Here is a 15,315-nt window from a genome sequence, read left to right on the forward strand (position 1 = left end):
CCGCCTACCATCGCGGCATGCGTCACTCGCGCTTCTGGGAGCTCATGGACGAGGAGTTCGGCGACGCCTACGCCCGCTCCCTCGCCCGCACCCAGCACCTCACCGCGCTCGAGGGGCGGACCGCGCAGGACGCCCTCGAGGCCGGGCTGCCCCCACGCACCGTGTGGCTGGCGCTGTGTGCGCAGATGGACGTCCCGGAGGAGCGCCGGCACGGCCGCGACCTCCCGCCGCGCCGCTGAGCACCCGCGCTCACCCGACCTCGAGGCGCAGCCGCACCTCCGTTCCGGCGCGCCGGCCCTGCGGCCCGGTCAGCGCGAACCGCACGACACACGGGCCGGGGTGCAACGGCGCCGTGACGGTCACGGGCACCGAGGTCGTGGCGCCGGGCGCCGTGGCCGGGACGGGCACCTCGGGGATCGTCTGGCAGTCCTCGGCGTGCTGCGGCGGGCCGAGCCGGCGCAGCACGTAGGAGCGCCACGTGAGCGTGCCGGTGTTGCGCAGCCGCACGGTCGCGGTGTGGGTGCCGCCCGGGCTCAGGGCACCGCTCGAGGGGCCGGCCTGCACGGCCGCCCCGCCCGGAGCGGGCCGGGCGCCGGCCGAGGGCAGGTGCGCCGCAGCCTCCGCACCGCCGAGGACGGCCAGAGTGGCCACGGCCGCGCCGAGCACCGCGAGCACGCGGCGACCGCTGCCGCCGGCGGTCGGCCGCCGACGGGGCCCGGCCGCCCCGGGACGGCTGCACGCGAGCACCTCTCGGCGGGCGGCCTCCCACCGGCCGCGGTACCCCGCGGGGTCGGCCCCGCACGCCCGGACGTACTCGACGGTCGTCTCCCAGCTCGGCAGCCGCCGACCCTGGGAGGCCTCGTGCAGGGTCGTGTGCGAGATCGCCCCCGAGCGCCCCGCCAGGACGCGGAACGAGGGGCGCCCGGCGTCCTCGCGCAGGTCCGCGAGCACCCCCGCGAACCCCTCGACCGCCCGTGCCCTCGTGCTCACACTGCCGCCCATGGCGCATCCCCTCCCGGCCGGCCCGTTCCCCCCGGGCCGTGCACCGCTGCGAGCGTACCGCGGGTGGCGGGGGTGCGCGCGGGGAGCGGGCCGGGCACCGACGGCCCGAGGCGCCGAGGCGCGCGAGCGCCCCCGGTGGCCGGCACGGGTGGGTGACCCGGTCGTCGCGACGACCGGGTCACCCACGACGCTGCGGTCGGTCAGTGGTTGGTCTTGAACCAGGGCTGGGCCCAGCCGAGGTAGGGCTTGCCCCACTTATTCTTGATCTCGGCGATGGTCGTCTTCGTGTACGAGCCGTTGCCGTGGATGTCGTTGGAGATGAACGTGCCCCCGCCGATCGAGATCATCACGTGGCCGGAGCCGCCGCCGAAGAACGCGAGGCCGCCCGCCGGCACGTTCGTGGAGCCGGCGTGCTTGTACGTGGCGGGGATCTGCGTCCAGTGGACGTAGGCGGTGCTCGAGCCGCTGTGCGCCCAGCCGTAGGCGAGACCGACGAGGTGGTCGCAGAGGTTGTAGTAGCCGGCCTGGTTCCCCGAGTGGATGTGGTTCTTGGCCCAGGTGACCGCCTGGGCGCAGGTGTGCGGGTCGCCGGTGCCGGCGGTGGAGCACGACGCGCTGCCGAGCCCGATCTTGTGCGAGGCGTTGTTGTTCTTCAGGCTCGCGTTGAGGTTCTTCTTCGCTCCGGGCGCGAAGTCCTGGTAGTGGTTGCTGCCGTCGTAGCCGCTGTTGTAGTAGACGCGGACCTTCTTGCCCGTGCGGTTCCACACCGAGGCGGCGTTGTTCTTGATGCACTGGCCCTTGCCGGCGCCCGCGCCCTTGAACTCGTAGCAGCCGGGCTGGGTGGTGCCGTAGTCGCCGACGGAGCCGGCGAAGTCGGAGACGGAGCCGGCGTTGCCGCTGTTGTAGTAGTAGCAGAACTCGCCGGAGTTGCAGGAGCCGTCGCGGGCGGCGGCCTGGGCCGGCGCGGCGGTCGCGAGCAGGGGTGCGGCGACCGCCGCCGCGGTGGCAGCCCCCGCGAGCAGTCTCTTCGTGGTCCTCATCGTGTTTCCCTCCTGTGTCGTCCTGCGACCGATGTCCCCCCGTGGGTCTGCGCAGGTACCGTCAGCGTGCGCCCGGGTGCGGGCGAGCGCCAGGCCCGGGGCGTCCGAGAGGTGTCAGCGACCTGTCAGCACGGGGCTGACCTGGGCGGACACCGGCGGCGTGGCCGCGGGCCGGACGGTCGCGGGACGCCGGGGCGGACGGGCGAAACCCGGGTGACCGCTGTCGGCACCCTCGGCTAGCGTCGTCCCTCGTGACCGACGAGGTGCTGCTCGAGGCCCGGGGGCTGACGAAGTCCTTCGGGGAGTTCGTGGCGGTCGACGGCATCGACGTGCTCGTGCGGCGCGGCGAGGCCTTCGGCTTCCTCGGCCCGAACGGCGCCGGGAAGTCCTCGACGATGCGGATGGTCGGCTGCGTCTCGCCGGTCACCGGCGGGCGGCTGCGCATCCTCGGGCTCGACCCGGCCGTCGACGGTGCCGCCATCCGCGCCCGGCTCGGGGTGTGCCCGCAGCAGGACATGCTCGACGAGGACCTCTCCGTCGAGGAGAACCTGTGGGTCTACGGTCGCTTCTTCGGCCTCTCCCGGCGCGAGGTGCGCGCCCGCACCGACGAGCTGCTCGAGTTCGCCCAGCTCACCGACCGGCGGCACGATCGGGTCGAGCCGCTCTCGGGCGGGATGAAGCGCCGGCTGACCATCGCCCGGGCGCTCGTCAACAACCCCGAGGTGCTCCTGCTCGACGAGCCGACGACCGGGCTGGACCCCCAGGCGCGCCACGTCCTGTGGGACCGGCTCTACCGGCTCAAGCGCGAGGGCGTCACCTTGATCATCACCACGCACTACATGGACGAGGCCGAGCAGCTGTGCGACCGGCTCGTCGTCATGGACCACGGCCGGATCGTCGCCGAGGGCAGCCCGCGCGAGCTCATCGAGGCCTACTCCACGCGCGAGGTCGTCGAGCTGAGGTTCGAGGACGAGCAGCAGGAGCGCCACCTGGGGAGCGTCGAGGCTCTCGCCGAGCGCGTCGAGGCACTGCCGGACCGGCTGCTCGTCTACACCGCGGACGGTGACGACACCCTCGCCGCCCTGCACGGGCGCGGCGTGCGGCCGCTCTCGGCGCTCGTGCGGCGCTCGACGCTCGAGGACGTCTTCCTCCACCTCACCGGCCGCAGTCTCGTCGACTGATGCGCGCCGATGCGACGCAGACCGCCCCGCCGAGCGGGCGGCTGCAGCCGGGGCCCCGCCCGGCGATGCGCCTCGGGGAGCGGGTGCGGGCCGCGACGGGTCACCACCTGCGCGTGTACCGGCGCACCTGGCGGGGCTCGGTCATCAGCCGCTTCCTCTCGCCGCTGTTCTTCCTCGCCGCGATGGGCCTCGGGCTCGGGGCCCTCGTCGACGCCGGCTCCGGCGGGGTCGGGCAGCAGTCCTACCTGCAGTTCGTCGTCCCGGGCATCGTCGCCTACCAGGCGGCGCTGCTCGGTTTCGGCGACGCCACCTACCCGGTGCTCGGCTACATCAAGTGGAACCGGATGTACGCCGCGACCCTCGCCACGCCCCTCGGGGTCACCGACATCCTCCTCGGGCACCTGTCGGTCCTCGCGGCCAACCTCGCCGTCGCCACCGCCATCTTCGTCGGCGTCTCGGCCCTGTTCGGTGCCTTCGCCTCGTGGTGGGTGCTGCTCGCGGTGCCCGTCGGCCTGCTCACCGGTCTCGCGTTCGCCGTGCCCACGTTCGCCATCAGCGCCACGATCGAGACCGACAACGTCTTCGGCATCCTCTACCGGTTCGTCCTCACCCCCGTGCTGCTGTTCTCGGGCACCTTCTTCCCGCTCGAGCAGCTCCCGGGGTGGCTGCGGCCGATGGCCTGGCTCACCCCGCTCGGGCACGGGGTCGTCCTCACCCGGGACGCGGCGCTCGGCCGCTGGCCGGGGCCGGTCGCCCTCGTGCACCTGCTCGTCATCGTCGTCGTCATCGCCGTCGGGTGGGTCCTCGCCCACCGGCAGCTGACCCGCAGGCTGCTCTCGTGACCGCCCCCGCCTCGCACGGCACTCGCTGGCGCGCCGTGCCGTTCCCCCCGGGGCTGGGGATGGCGCGCTTCGTCCTCGCGCGCAACGCGGCGGCCTTCCGGCGCTCGTGGGTGCTGCTGCTCAGCGGCTTCGTCGAGCCGGTGTTCTACCTGTTCTCCCTCGGGGTCGGGCTGGGCGCGCTCATCGGCGGCGTGCGGACCGACGGCGGCGCGCTCGTCTCGTACGCCGCGTTCGTCGCGCCGGCGCTGCTCGCGGCCTCGGCGATGAACGGGGCCATCTTCGACGCCACGTTCAACGTGTTCTTCAAGCTGAAGTACCAGCGCCTCTACGACGCCATGCTCGCGACGCCCGTCGGTCCCCGGGACATCGCCGTGGGGGAGATCGCCTGGTCGCTCGTGCGGGGTGGGCTGTACTCGGCGATGTTCCTGCTCGTCGCCCTCGTCGCCGGGCTCGTGCGCTCCTGGTGGGCGCTGCTCGCGGTGCCGGCGGCCCTGCTCGTGGGGCTGGCGTTCGGGGCGGTGGCGATGTTCACGACGACGTTCATGCGCTCGTGGCAGGACTTCGACTACGTCACCCTGGCGATCCAGCCGATGTTCCTCTTCTCGGCCACCTTCTTCCCGCTCTCGACCTACCCCGAGGCCCTCCAGTGGGTCGTGCGCGCGACACCGCTCTACCACGGCGTCGTCCTCGAGCGCGCACTCCTCCTCGGCGAGGTCGGCTGGGGGCTGCTCTGGCACGTCGGCTACCTCCTCGTGCTCGGCGTCGTCGGCGTCGTCGGCACCTCGCGCCGGATCGCGACGCTGCTGCTCACCTGAGGCCGGGACACGCCGGCGTGTCGGCGCACACCTCCCGACCTCGAACACGTGTTCGTCTACGCTCGTCCCCAGGTGGTGGCACCGGGGCATCCGTCCACAGGTCCCACGGCGACCGGTGACCGCTGTCGGTGCCTCCACCTAGCGTCTGACCCGACCTCGCGACGAGACCGACGGCGGGGGCCGGTCGCCGGTAGGCGCGCCCGAGACGAACACGAAGGACTGGTGTGACATGGCTGGACCCAACGGCGCTCGCGGTGCCGTCCTGAACCCTCCCGCGGCGCGGGACGCCGGAGCCGGCGACGAGAAGGGCAAGGCCATCGCCTCGGTGATGGCCCAGATCGAGAAGGCCCACGGCAAGGGTGCGGTCATGCGCCTCGGCGACGACGTCCGCCCGCCGATCGCGGTCATCCCCACCGGGTCGATCGCCCTCGACGTCGCGCTCGGCATCGGCGGCCTGCCGCGGGGCCGGGTCGTCGAGATCTACGGCCCGGAGTCCTCGGGCAAGACGACCGTCGCGCTGCACGCGGTCGCCAACGCCCAGAAGGCCGGCGGCATCGCGGCGTTCATCGACGCCGAGCACGCCCTCGACCCCGAGTACGCCAAGAAGCTCGGCGTCGACATCGACGCGCTGCTGGTCTCCCAGCCCGACACGGGGGAGCAGGCGCTCGAGATCGCCGACATGCTCATCCGCTCCGGCGCGCTCGACATCATCGTCATCGACTCCGTCGCGGCGCTCGTGCCGCGGGCCGAGATCGAGGGCGAGATGGGCGACAGCCACGTCGGCCTCCAGGCGCGGCTGATGTCGCAGGCGCTGCGGAAGATCACCGGTGCCCTCAACAGCACCGGCACGACGGCGATCTTCATCAACCAGCTGCGCGAGAAGATCGGCGTGATGTTCGGCTCGCCGGAGACGACCACCGGTGGCAAGGCGCTGAAGTTCTACGCCTCCGTGCGCCTGGACGTGCGGCGGATCGAGACCCTCAAGGACGGCAGCGACCCGGTCGGCAACCGCACGCGGTGCAAGGTGGTCAAGAACAAGGTCTCCCCGCCGTTCAAGCAGGCCGAGTTCGACATCCTCTACGGCCAGGGCATCTCCCGCGAAGGTGGGCTGATCGACATGGGGGTCGACCACGGCTTCGTCCGCAAGGCCGGCGCCTGGTACACCTACGACGGCGACCAGCTCGGCCAGGGCAAGGAGAACGCCCGGGCCTTCCTCAAGGACAACCCCGAGCTCGCCGACGAGCTCGAGCGCAAGATCAAGGACAAGCTGGGCATCGGCGTCCGCCCCGAGCCGGAGGCCGTCCCGGACGTCCCGGTCGACTTCTGAGGTGGCACCCGGTCACCCGGCCCCCGACCCCGAGTCCGACCCGCGGACCCGGGGTCGGGAGCCCGACCCGCACGACTGGGCCCGCGAGATCGTCCTGCGTCAGCTGACCGCCGCTCCCCGTAGCCGCTCCCAGCTCGAGGGTGTCCTGCGCCGCAAGGGCTGCCCCGAGGACGTCGCCCGCGAGGTCCTCGACCGGATGGAGCAGGTCGGTCTCGTCGACGACGAGGCCTACGCCGGGATGCTCGTGCGCTCCCAGCAGGCCGGGCGCGGCCTGGCCCGTCGAGGGCTGCGCCACGAGCTGCGCCGGCGCGGCGTCGACGACGAGACCGCCGCGGCGGCCGTGGCACAGGTCGACCCCGCCGAGGAGGAGGAGCGGGCCCGGGCCCTCGTCACCGCCCGGCTGCGCTCGATGCACGGGCTCGAGCCGCACGTGCAGACCCGCCGGCTGGCCGGCATGCTCGCCCGCAAGGGCTACGACGCCGAGACGGCGATGCGGGTCGTGCGCCAGGCGGTCCGCGAGGCCCCCGAGCACCGACGCGACTGACGGCCCCGGGAAACACGCCGGAGACACGGCGGTGATGACACGGTTACCGATGCCCCCTAGGTTCGGGGGCGTGAGCGAGCCGACGAGTCCCGAGGCGCCGGGGGGCCTGTTCGACGGCTACCAGCTCGGTGGCGGCGCCTGGGACGAGATGCTCGCCGGGAACAACGAGCCGCGCACGCCGTACAAGGCCGTCTTCCACACCCTGCGCTCGACGACCGGGGGCACCCTCAAGGAGCGGGCCGACATCCTCGCCCGCTCCTACCTCGACCAGGGCGTCACCTTCGACTACGCCGGGGAGGAGCGCCCCTTCCCGCTGGACGCGGTCCCGCGGGTGATCTCCGCGCACGAGTGGCAGGTCATCGAGTCCGGGGTCGCGCAGCGGGTGACCGCGCTGGAGACCTTCCTCGACGACATCTACTCGCGCGAGGGGGAGATCCCGCGGGCGGTCCACGAGGGGGTCGTGCCCTGGCACCTCATCGCGAGCTCGCACCACTACCACCGGGCGGTCATGGGCATCCGGCCGGCCAACGGGGTGCGGGTGCACGTCGCGGGGGTCGACCTCATCCGGGACGAGGAGGGGACCTTCCGCGTCCTCGAGGACAACGTCCGGGTGCCCTCGGGGGTCAGCTACGTCATCGCCAACCGGCGGGCCATGGCCAACGTCTTCCCCGAGGCCTTCGCGACGATGCGGATCCGTCCGGTCAACGACTACCCGCGGATGCTGCTGTCCGCGCTGCGTGCCGCGGCGCCGGACGGCGCGAGCGACCCCACGGTCGTCGTCCTCACCCCCGGCGTGTTCAACTCCGCCTACTTCGAGCACGCCCTGCTCGCCCGGATGATGGGTGTCGAGCTCGTCGAGGGCCGCGACCTGGTCTGCGTCGGCGGCCAGGTCCGGATGCGCACGACGACCGGCGACCGCCCGGTCGACGTCATCTACCGGCGCGTCGACGACGAGTTCATCGACCCCGTGCACTTCCGGGGCGACTCCGTCCTCGGGGTCGCGGGCCTCGTCTCCGCGATGCGGTCCGGGCGGGTCACCGTCGCCAACGCCGTGGGCAACGGCGTCGCGGACGACAAGCTCATCTACAGCTACCTGCCCGACCTCATCCGCTTCTACCTCGACGAGGACCCGATCCTGCCCAACGTCGAGACCTACCGGTGTGCCGACGGCGGGCCGGCGATGACCCACGTCCTGGACCACCTCGAGGAGATGGTCGTCAAGCCGGTCGACGGCTCCGGGGGCAAGGGCCTGGTCGTCGGCCCCGCCGCCGACGGCCCGACGCTGGACCGTCTGCGCCGGGCCCTCGAGGAGGACCCTCGCGGCTGGATCGCCCAGCCGGTCGTGCAGCTGTCCACGGTGCCGACGCTCATCGACGGCGCGCTGGCCCCGCGGCACGTCGACCTGCGACCCTTCGCGGTCAACGACGGCGAGCGGGTGCGGGTGCTGCCCGGTGGCCTGACCCGGGTCGCGCTGCCCGAGGGGGAGCTCGTCGTCAACTCCAGCCAGGGCGGCGGCAGCAAGGACACCTGGGTGCTCTCGGACCGGCGGGCGAGCATCCCGGCCGCCTCCTCCGCATCCGGCGACAACCGCGAGGTCGTCGTCATGAGCGCCCCCACGGCCTCGCTCGAGGACAGCATGCGCGCCCAGCAACAGCAGCAGCAGCAGGCCCGGCGCCGGCGCGCCGTCGCGGATGCCACCGAGGGCGGTGAGGGCGCGTGCTGAGCCGGATCGCCGAGTCGCTGTTCTGGATCGGGCGCTACACCGAGCGGGCCGACGGCACCGCCCGGATCGTCGACGTCCTGCGGCTGCAGCTGCTCGAGGACCCCGCGGCCGACGAGGGCGCGGTCGCGCACACCGTGCTCTCGGTGATCATGGGCCTGCCGCACGAGGGGCCGGTGACCTACGACGACGTCGGGGCCTCGCTCGTGTTCGACCGCGCCAACCCCAGCTCGGTCACCGGTGCGTGGTTCGCGGCTCGGGAGAACGCCCGGCGGGCCCGCGAGACGCTCTCGACCGAGCTGTGGGAGGGCATCAACACGACGTGGCACCGGTGGAACGGCTTCGGCCGGGGCATGGTCACCGAGCGCCACCTGTCGTGGGTGCGTGAACGGGCCGCCCTGGTCTCCGGCATCGCCGACTCCACGATGTCCCACGACGAGGCGTGGGACTTCCTCGTCCTCGGCCGCAGCATCGAGCGGGCGGACATGACCGCGCGGCTCGTCGCCACCGGCGGCTTTCCCCGCGGTGGTGCTCCGTGGTCGGTCGTGCTCTCCAGCTGTGGTGCGCAGCAGGCCTTCATGCGCAGCCAGCGCGGGCTGCTCTCCGACGAGCGGGCGGCCGCCTTCCTCGTCCTCGACCGCGAGTTCCCCCGCTCGGTCTTCTTCTCCCTCCTCGAGGCCGAGCGCCGCCTCGAGGCGCTCTCCCCGCCGCAGACCGAGCGGATCGGGGTCTCGGACGAGGCACGCCGCCAGCTCGGGCGGGTCCGGACCTCCCTGGAGTACCGGTCCACGGCGGAGGTCATCGCCGACCTGCCGGCGCAGATGCGCCGGGTCCAGTCGGCGGTCACCGCGGCCTCGTCGGCGATCGCCTCGCGCTACTTCCAGTCCGGCCCGCTGCCGACGTGGACCAAGGACGTGGGCTGAGGTGCGCCGCTACCGCATCGTCCACACGACCACGCTCGCCTACGACGGGCCGGTCCGGGCCGCGCACAACGAGCTGCGGATGACCCCCCTGAACGAGCCGGGCCAGACGACCCTGGAGAACCGCATCCGGATCCGGCCGATGACGTGGAGCCACGTCTACCGGGACCACTGGGGCACCCACGTCATGGCGATGGAGAGCCTCGCCGAGCACTCCGCCCTCGACATCGAGGCGACCTCGACCGTCGAGCGCACCGCGCTGGACCCGCCGGCACCGACCTGCGACTGGGAGACCGTCCACGACCCCTCGGTCCAGGACCGGCTCTACGAGTGGCTCATGCTCTCCGGGCGCACCCGGCCCGGGCAGGGGCTCGGCGAGCTCGTCGAGGACGCTCGCTCGCTGCCCTCGCCGCGGGCCGCCGCTGAGGAGGTGTGCCGCCGCGTACGGGCCGGGATGGAGTACCGCCCGGGCGTCACCGGGGTCCACAGCCACGGCGAGGAGGCCTGGGCCGAGGGTGCCGGCGTGTGCCAGGACTTCGCCCACGTCACGGTGGGGACCCTGCGCAGCCTCGGGATCCCGGCCCGGTACGTCTCGGGCTACCTCGTGCCCCGCAAGGGGCTCGAGGTGGGCATGAGCGCGACCGGCGAGAGCCACGCCTGGGTCGAGTTCTGGGACGACGCCTGGGTGCCCGCCGACCCGACGAACGGCACCGAGGTGGGCCTGGAGCACGTCGTCGTCGCCCGGGGCCGTGACTACGACGACGTGCCGCCCTTCAAGGGCATCTACTCCGGGCAGGCCACGGCCACCCTGACGGTCGACGTGAGCATCACCCGCCTCGCCTGACCGTGGCGCCGGGGAGGGCCGTCCCCGACGTACCCTGGGTGCGCCATGACTGCTGCGAGGACCTACGACGTGCGCACCCACGGGTGCCAGATGAACGTGCACGACTCCGAGCGCCTTGCCGGGCTGCTCGAGACCGCCGGGTACGTCGACCTGCAGAGCGTGCCCGAGGCCGACCGGGCCGAGGTCGCCGACGTCGTCGTCTTCAACACCTGCGCCGTGCGCGAGAACGCCGACAACAAGCTCTACGGCAACCTCGGCCAGCTGCGCCCGGCCAAGGAGCGCAACCCGGGGCTGCAGATCGCCGTCGGCGGCTGCATGGCCCAGAAGGACCGCGAGACGATCGTGCGCCGGGCCCCGTGGGTCGACGTCGTGTTCGGGACGCACAACATCGGCAGCCTCCCGGTCCTGCTCGATCGGGCGCGGCACAACAAGCGCGCCGAGGTCGAGATCCTCGAGTCGCTCGAGACCTTCCCCTCGACCCTGCCGACCCGCCGTGACTCCGCCTTCTCGGCATGGGTCTCGATCTCCGTCGGCTGCAACAACACGTGCACGTTCTGCATCGTGCCGAGCCTGCGCGGCCGGGAGCAGGACCGCCGCCCCGGGGAGGTCCTGGCCGAGGTGGAGGCCCTCGTGGCCCAGGGCGTGGTCGAGGTGACCCTGCTCGGCCAGAACGTCAACACCTACGGCGTCCAGTTCGGCGACCGGCTCGCCTTCGGCAAGCTGCTGCGGGCGTGCGGGCAGGTCGAGGGCCTGGAGCGGGTGCGGTTCACCAGCCCGCACCCGGCCGCGTTCACCGACGACGTCATCGCGGCGATGGCCGAGACCCCCAACGTCATGCCCAGCCTGCACATGCCGCTGCAGTCCGGCTCGGACCGGGTGCTCAAGGCGATGCGGCGCAGCTACCGCAGCGCGCGCTTCCTCGGCATCCTCGAGCGCGTGCGGGCCGCGATGCCCGAGGCCGCGATCACCACCGACCTCATCGTCGGGTTCCCCGGCGAGACCGAGGAGGACTTCGCGCAGACCCTGCGGGTCGTCCGGGAGGGCCGCTTCTCCAGCGCCTTCACCTTCCAGTACTCGGTGCGCCCCGGCACGCCGGCCGCCTCCATGGCCGACCAGGTCCCCAAGGAGGTCGTCCAGGAGCGCTTCGAGCGCCTCGTCGCCCTCCAGGAGGAGCTGTCCTGGGCCGGCAACCGGGCCCTGGAGGGCCACGAGGTGGAGGTGCTCGTCGCACCCGGCGAGGGTCGCAAGGACGGCGAGACCTCCCGGGTCTCCGGACGAGCCCGCGACAACCGGCTGGTGCACGTCGGCGTGCCGGCCGGGGGTGAGCGTCCGCGCCCCGGCGACGTCGTCACCGCCGCGGTCACCTACGGGGCGCCGCACCACCTCGTCGCGGACAGCGGCCTGGACGGGGGCACCTACCGGGTGCGCCGGACCCCCGGTGGCGAGGCCTGGGCCGCCCTGCAGGACGCCGCGGTCCCGGGGCGGCCGGCGGTCTCCCTCGGGATGCCGGGTGTGGGGGCACCCCCGCTCGCGGTGGCCCCGGCCTGCTCGGCCTGACCCCACCGACGCGACGAGGCCCCCGCCCGCCCGGGCGGGGGCCTCGCGGCCTCGGTGGGCTCAGCGCTCGCCGATCGCCTCGTCGGCCTTGGCCTGGGCCTGGTCGACCTGCTCGGCGTACCTGCCCCCGGTCGCCGAGTCGACGGCGTCGCCGCCGCGCTCGATGGCCTGGTCGCTCAGCGACTCGACCGTGTCCGGGTGCTGCTCGGCCAGCTCGCTGAGCTTGTCCTTGGCGCGCTCGAGAAATCCCATGGGCGACCTCCTCGTGTCCGGGAACGGGGCATGCCCCCCTGAGGGGGCAGCTCCAGTGCACGCCCGATCGGCGCCCGGCGCCACCCCGGTGCCGGGACTCGGGCGCACGGGCGGGCTCTGGAAGAATCACGGGCATGACCGTCCGTCCTGTCGTCATCACCGGGGAGCCCGTCCTCCATCGTCGTGCCCAGCCCGTCGAGGTCATCGACGACGGCATCCGCGAGCTCGTCGCGGACATGTTCGAGACGATGGACCGCGCCCGGGGGGTGGGCCTGGCGGCACCGCAGGTCGGGGTGGGTCTGCGGATCTTCACCTGGCAGCTGGGGAACGAGGACGGCATCCCCGCCCGGGGGGTCGTCATCAACCCCTACCTCGTCCCCGCCAAGCCGGCACCGGGCGAGCCGGACCCGCACGAGGAGTCCGAGGGCTGCCTGTCGGTGCCCGGCGAGGCCTACCCGCTGCGTCGTGGCGAGTCCGCCGTGCTCACCGGGCAGGGCCTGGACGGCGAGGACCTGCACTACGAGGGCACGGGCTGGTTCGCCCGGATGCTCCAGCACGAGTACGACCACCTCAACGGCTTCCTCTACGTCGACCGGCTCTCCCCGAAGTGGGCGCGCCGGGCCAAGAAGGCCGTCAAGGCCAACGGCTGGGGGGTGCCCGGCCTGAGCTGGATGCCCGGCGAGGACCGCGACCCGTTCGGGCACGACGACACGGACGAGGACGCCGTCGGCGGCGACGTGTCGGTCGGCGACGAGGTCCGCTGACCCGCGTGGCGCTCGTCGTCGCCGTCGTCGGCGCCACCGCGACGGGCAAGTCGCAGCTCGGGCTGGCGCTCGCGCGGCGGTTCGGCGCCGAGGTCGTCTCGGCGGACGCCTCCCAGCTGTACCGGGGGATGGACATCGGGACCGCCAAGCTGAGCGTCGCCGAGCGGGCCGGCGTCCCCCACCACCAGCTCGACGTGCTCGAGGTGACCCAGGAGGCGAGCGTGGCGGCCTACCAGCGCCACGCCCGTGACGACGTCGACGGCATCCTCCGCCGTGGCGCCCTGCCACTGCTCGTCGGCGGCTCCGGGCTGTACGTGCGGGCCGTGCTCGACCGGCTGGAGATCCCGCCGACCGACCCGGTCGTGCGTCGGCGGATCGAGGAGCGGGCGGAACGCGAGGGGGGCGCCGCCCTGCACGCCGAGCTCGCCCGGCGCGACCCGGTGGCCGCGGCGGCCCTGGCGCCCGCCAACACCCGTCGGGTCGTCCGCGCGCTCGAGGTGCTCGAGCTGACCGGTGCGCCGTTCAGCGCGACGATGCCGCGGCGGGAGTTCCTCCGCCCGACGCTCGTGCTCGGCCTGCGCGCCCAGCGGACCGCTCTCGACGCCCGGGTCGAGCGGCGTGCCCGGGCGATGTTCGACGCCGGGCTGCTCGAGGAGACCCGGGCGCTGCTCGAGCGGGGGCTGCGCGCGGGCCGCACGGCGAGCCGGGCGCTCGGCTACGCCCAGGCGCTCGCGGTCCTCGACGGGTCCATGGACCGCGAGGAGGCCGTGGCCGAGACGGCGGGGCGCACCCGCAGGCTCGTGCGTCGCCAGGAGTCCTGGTTCGGCGCCGACCCGCGCGTCGTGTGGCTCGACGCGCTCGCCCCCGACCTCGCCCGGGTGGCCGGCGCCCACGTCGAGCGGGCGCTCGAGGACGCCGACGGGCGGGGATGGGACGATGGGTGCCATGGCTGACCGGCTGGCGGTGACCAAGGGGCACGGGACGGAGAACGACTTCGTCCTCGTGCCCGACCTCGACGGTGCCCTCGGGCTGTCGCCCGCCCGCGCGGCCTGGCTCGCCGACCGGCGGGCCGGCCTCGGGGGCGACGGCGTCATCCGGGTGGTCCCCACCGAGCGCGCCGAGGAGAGCGCGGTGCGCGACCAGGCAGGGGTCGCCCGCTGGTTCATGGACTACCGCAACGCCGACGGGTCCGCGGCGGAGATGTGCGGCAACGGCACCCGGGTCTTCGCCGAGTACCTGCGCCGCGAGGGCCTGGAGAGCGCCGACGAGTTCGTCATCGCCACCCGCGCCGGGGCCAAGCAGGTCCGCCGGGAGGGCGGCCAGTGGACGGTCGCCCTCGGTCCCTGGCGGCTGGTCGACCCGGTGACCGCCGACCGCGACGGCTCCGACGCCCGGGTGCACATCGGCGACGGCGAGCCCTTCTCCGCGCTCTCGGTCGACCTCGGCAACCCGCACACGGTCGTCGCGCTGCCCGAGGGCGTCGACCTGGCCGGGCTCGACCTCGGCCGCGCACCGCTCGTGCGGCCCGCGCCCGCCGAGGGCACCAACGTCGAGCTCGTCCGGCCCATCGGGCCGGGGCACGTCGCGATGCGCGTCCACGAGCGGGGCGTGGGCGAGACCCGCTCCTGCGGCACCGGTGCCTGTGCGGCCGCCGTGGCTACGAGCTTCTGGGCCGGGTCGCTCGACACCGGTGCGACGTGGCGGGTCGACGTGGCGGGGGGCCGGCTCACCGTGCACCTCCTGCCCGGGCACGGCGTCGAGCTCGCCGGGCCGGCGGTGCTCGTCGCCGACGGCAGCGTCCCGCTGGCGCTGCTGCCGGACTGATCAGCCGGGGCGGCGTACCTGCAGCACCCGGAACCCCTTGCTCGAGGCCGTCCGCGCGCACGGCATCCCGAGCTCGCCGTCGACCCACCGCTGGAGGCTGTCCGCGCCGAGGTTCTTCTGGACCACGAGGTGGGCCACCCCGTCGGGAGCCAGCCGCGGGAGCCACGTCCGCAGGAGGTCGTGCAGGACCGCCTTGCCGACGCGGATCGGCGGGTTGGACCAGATGACGTCGAAGCGCGCGTCCGCCGGCAGCTGCTCGGCAGTCACCGCGTGGACGCGGCCCAGCCCGAGCGCGGCCGCGTTGCGCCGGCACAGGTCGAGGGCCCGGGCGTTGACGTCGAGCGCCCACACCGTCGCGGCGGGCGAGCGCAGGCCCAGGCTGAGCGCGAGCGGGCCCCAGCCGCAGCCCAGGTCGAGGAAGACGCCCTCGGGCGGGGGAGGCGGTGCCTCCTCGAGCAGGACGGCCGTGCCGCGGTCCACGGCGCCGGGGGAGAACACCCCACCGGCGACCTCGACCTCGACGTCTCGCCCTGCGAGGCGGACGGTGAGCCGTCGACGCTGTGCGTCGCTCGCCGGCTCGGCGGTGAAGTAGTGCTCGCCCATCGCGACCGAAGGCTAGCGCCCGCCCGGCCGGTCGGGCGAGACCGGGGAAGAAACGCCTCGCTCGCCGGCGTTGCCTCGTG

At 73.9% G+C, this 15,315-nt stretch carries 17 protein-coding genes; 13 read left to right on the plus strand and 4 right to left on the minus strand.

The genetic code is table 11. The annotated features are described in order from the left end of the window. The first annotated feature begins 17 nt into the window (after positions 1 to 17). Positions 18 to 239, plus strand: a complete 222-nt coding sequence (locus G8D98_RS00320) for a DUF3046 domain-containing protein (protein WP_166097630.1) — start codon at positions 18 to 20, stop codon at positions 237 to 239. 10 nt (positions 240 to 249) lie between these two features. Here the strand turns inward: G8D98_RS00320 and G8D98_RS00325 are convergent, their stop codons facing one another. Together G8D98_RS00325 and G8D98_RS00330 are read right to left on the minus strand one after the other, a co-directional pair. After that, positions 250 to 990, minus strand: coding sequence for an NBR1-Ig-like domain-containing protein (locus tag G8D98_RS00325; RefSeq protein ID WP_166097632.1), 741 nt, complete (start codon positions 988 to 990; stop codon positions 250 to 252). A 212-nt stretch (positions 991 to 1,202) separates the two neighbouring features. Further along, a complete protein-coding gene (locus G8D98_RS00330; protein WP_166097635.1) occupies positions 1,203 to 2,042 on the minus strand; it encodes a peptidase inhibitor family I36 protein in 840 nt (279 codons plus the stop codon). 251 nt (positions 2,043 to 2,293) lie between these two features. Between G8D98_RS00330 and G8D98_RS00335 the strand changes: the two genes are divergently transcribed. The 9 genes from G8D98_RS00335 (at position 2,294) to miaB (ending at position 11,792) form a co-directional block, all read left to right on the plus strand. Next, on the plus strand, positions 2,294 to 3,223 hold the full coding sequence (locus G8D98_RS00335) for an ABC transporter ATP-binding protein (RefSeq protein ID WP_166097638.1): 930 nt from the start codon (positions 2,294 to 2,296) through the stop codon (positions 3,221 to 3,223). Next, the gene (locus tag G8D98_RS00340; protein ID WP_166097640.1) at positions 3,223 to 4,065 is read left to right on the plus strand and encodes an ABC transporter permease; all 843 of its coding nucleotides are present in this window, start codon (positions 3,223 to 3,225) and stop codon (positions 4,063 to 4,065) included. The genes G8D98_RS00335 and G8D98_RS00340 overlap by 1 nt, the downstream gene beginning before the upstream one ends. After that, the gene (locus G8D98_RS00345; protein ID WP_229661722.1) at positions 4,062 to 4,880 is read left to right on the plus strand and encodes an ABC transporter permease; all 819 of its coding nucleotides are present in this window, start codon (positions 4,062 to 4,064) and stop codon (positions 4,878 to 4,880) included. The genes G8D98_RS00340 and G8D98_RS00345 overlap by 4 nt, the downstream gene beginning before the upstream one ends. Positions 4,881 to 5,109: 229 nt before the next feature. Next, the gene (recA, locus tag G8D98_RS00350) at positions 5,110 to 6,207 is read left to right on the plus strand and encodes a recombinase RecA (protein WP_268238608.1); all 1,098 of its coding nucleotides are present in this window, start codon (positions 5,110 to 5,112) and stop codon (positions 6,205 to 6,207) included. A gap of 1 nt (position 6,208) precedes the next feature. Beyond that, complete coding sequence (locus G8D98_RS00355) at positions 6,209 to 6,751, plus strand: regulatory protein RecX (protein ID WP_166097643.1); 543 nt, start codon at positions 6,209 to 6,211, stop codon at positions 6,749 to 6,751. 148 nt (positions 6,752 to 6,899) lie between these two features. Then, positions 6,900 to 8,474: a circularly permuted type 2 ATP-grasp protein gene (locus G8D98_RS00360; protein WP_205859676.1), complete on the plus strand. Its 1,575-nt coding sequence runs from the start codon at positions 6,900 to 6,902 to the stop codon at positions 8,472 to 8,474. Continuing rightward, positions 8,468 to 9,394 carry an alpha-E domain-containing protein gene (locus G8D98_RS00365; protein ID WP_166097647.1) on the plus strand — a complete coding sequence of 309 codons (927 nt, stop codon included), beginning with the start codon at positions 8,468 to 8,470 and terminating at the stop codon, positions 9,392 to 9,394. Before G8D98_RS00360 ends, G8D98_RS00365 begins: the two co-directional genes overlap by 7 nt. Position 9,395: 1 nt before the next feature. Next, the gene (locus tag G8D98_RS00370) at positions 9,396 to 10,235 is read left to right on the plus strand and encodes a transglutaminase family protein (protein ID WP_166097651.1); all 840 of its coding nucleotides are present in this window, start codon (positions 9,396 to 9,398) and stop codon (positions 10,233 to 10,235) included. A gap of 45 nt (positions 10,236 to 10,280) precedes the next feature. Then, a complete protein-coding gene (gene miaB / locus G8D98_RS00375; RefSeq protein WP_166097654.1) occupies positions 10,281 to 11,792 on the plus strand; it encodes a tRNA (N6-isopentenyl adenosine(37)-C2)-methylthiotransferase MiaB in 1,512 nt (503 codons plus the stop codon). Positions 11,793 to 11,852: 60 nt separating this feature from the next. On the opposite strand, the gene G8D98_RS00380 is transcribed toward miaB, so the two are convergent. Continuing rightward, on the minus strand, positions 11,853 to 12,044 hold the full coding sequence (locus G8D98_RS00380) for an antitoxin (protein WP_166097656.1): 192 nt from the start codon (positions 12,042 to 12,044) through the stop codon (positions 11,853 to 11,855). Positions 12,045 to 12,178: 134 nt separating this feature from the next. On the opposite strand from G8D98_RS00380, the gene def reads away from it, so the two are divergent. From def to dapF, 3 genes are read left to right on the plus strand one after another with little or no spacing between them, the layout of a single operon-like run. Beyond that, on the plus strand, positions 12,179 to 12,808 hold the full coding sequence (def, locus tag G8D98_RS00385) for a peptide deformylase (RefSeq protein WP_166097659.1): 630 nt from the start codon (positions 12,179 to 12,181) through the stop codon (positions 12,806 to 12,808). 5 nt (positions 12,809 to 12,813) lie between these two features. Beyond that, positions 12,814 to 13,761 carry a tRNA (adenosine(37)-N6)-dimethylallyltransferase MiaA gene (gene miaA, locus G8D98_RS00390; protein ID WP_229661721.1) on the plus strand — a complete coding sequence of 316 codons (948 nt, stop codon included), beginning with the start codon at positions 12,814 to 12,816 and terminating at the stop codon, positions 13,759 to 13,761. After that, complete coding sequence (dapF, locus tag G8D98_RS00395; protein ID WP_373868489.1) at positions 13,745 to 14,632, plus strand: diaminopimelate epimerase; 888 nt, start codon at positions 13,745 to 13,747, stop codon at positions 14,630 to 14,632. Before miaA ends, dapF begins: the two co-directional genes overlap by 17 nt. On the opposite strand, the gene G8D98_RS00400 is transcribed toward dapF, so the two are convergent. After that, positions 14,633 to 15,235, minus strand: coding sequence for a class I SAM-dependent methyltransferase (locus G8D98_RS00400; protein ID WP_166097664.1), 603 nt, complete (start codon positions 15,233 to 15,235; stop codon positions 14,633 to 14,635). Between the last annotated feature and the right edge of the window lie 80 nt (positions 15,236 to 15,315).

This window comes from Phycicoccus endophyticus (assembly GCF_011326735.1).
In the GTDB taxonomy this organism is placed as follows: Bacteria; Actinomycetota; Actinomycetes; order Actinomycetales; family Dermatophilaceae; genus Phycicoccus; species Phycicoccus endophyticus.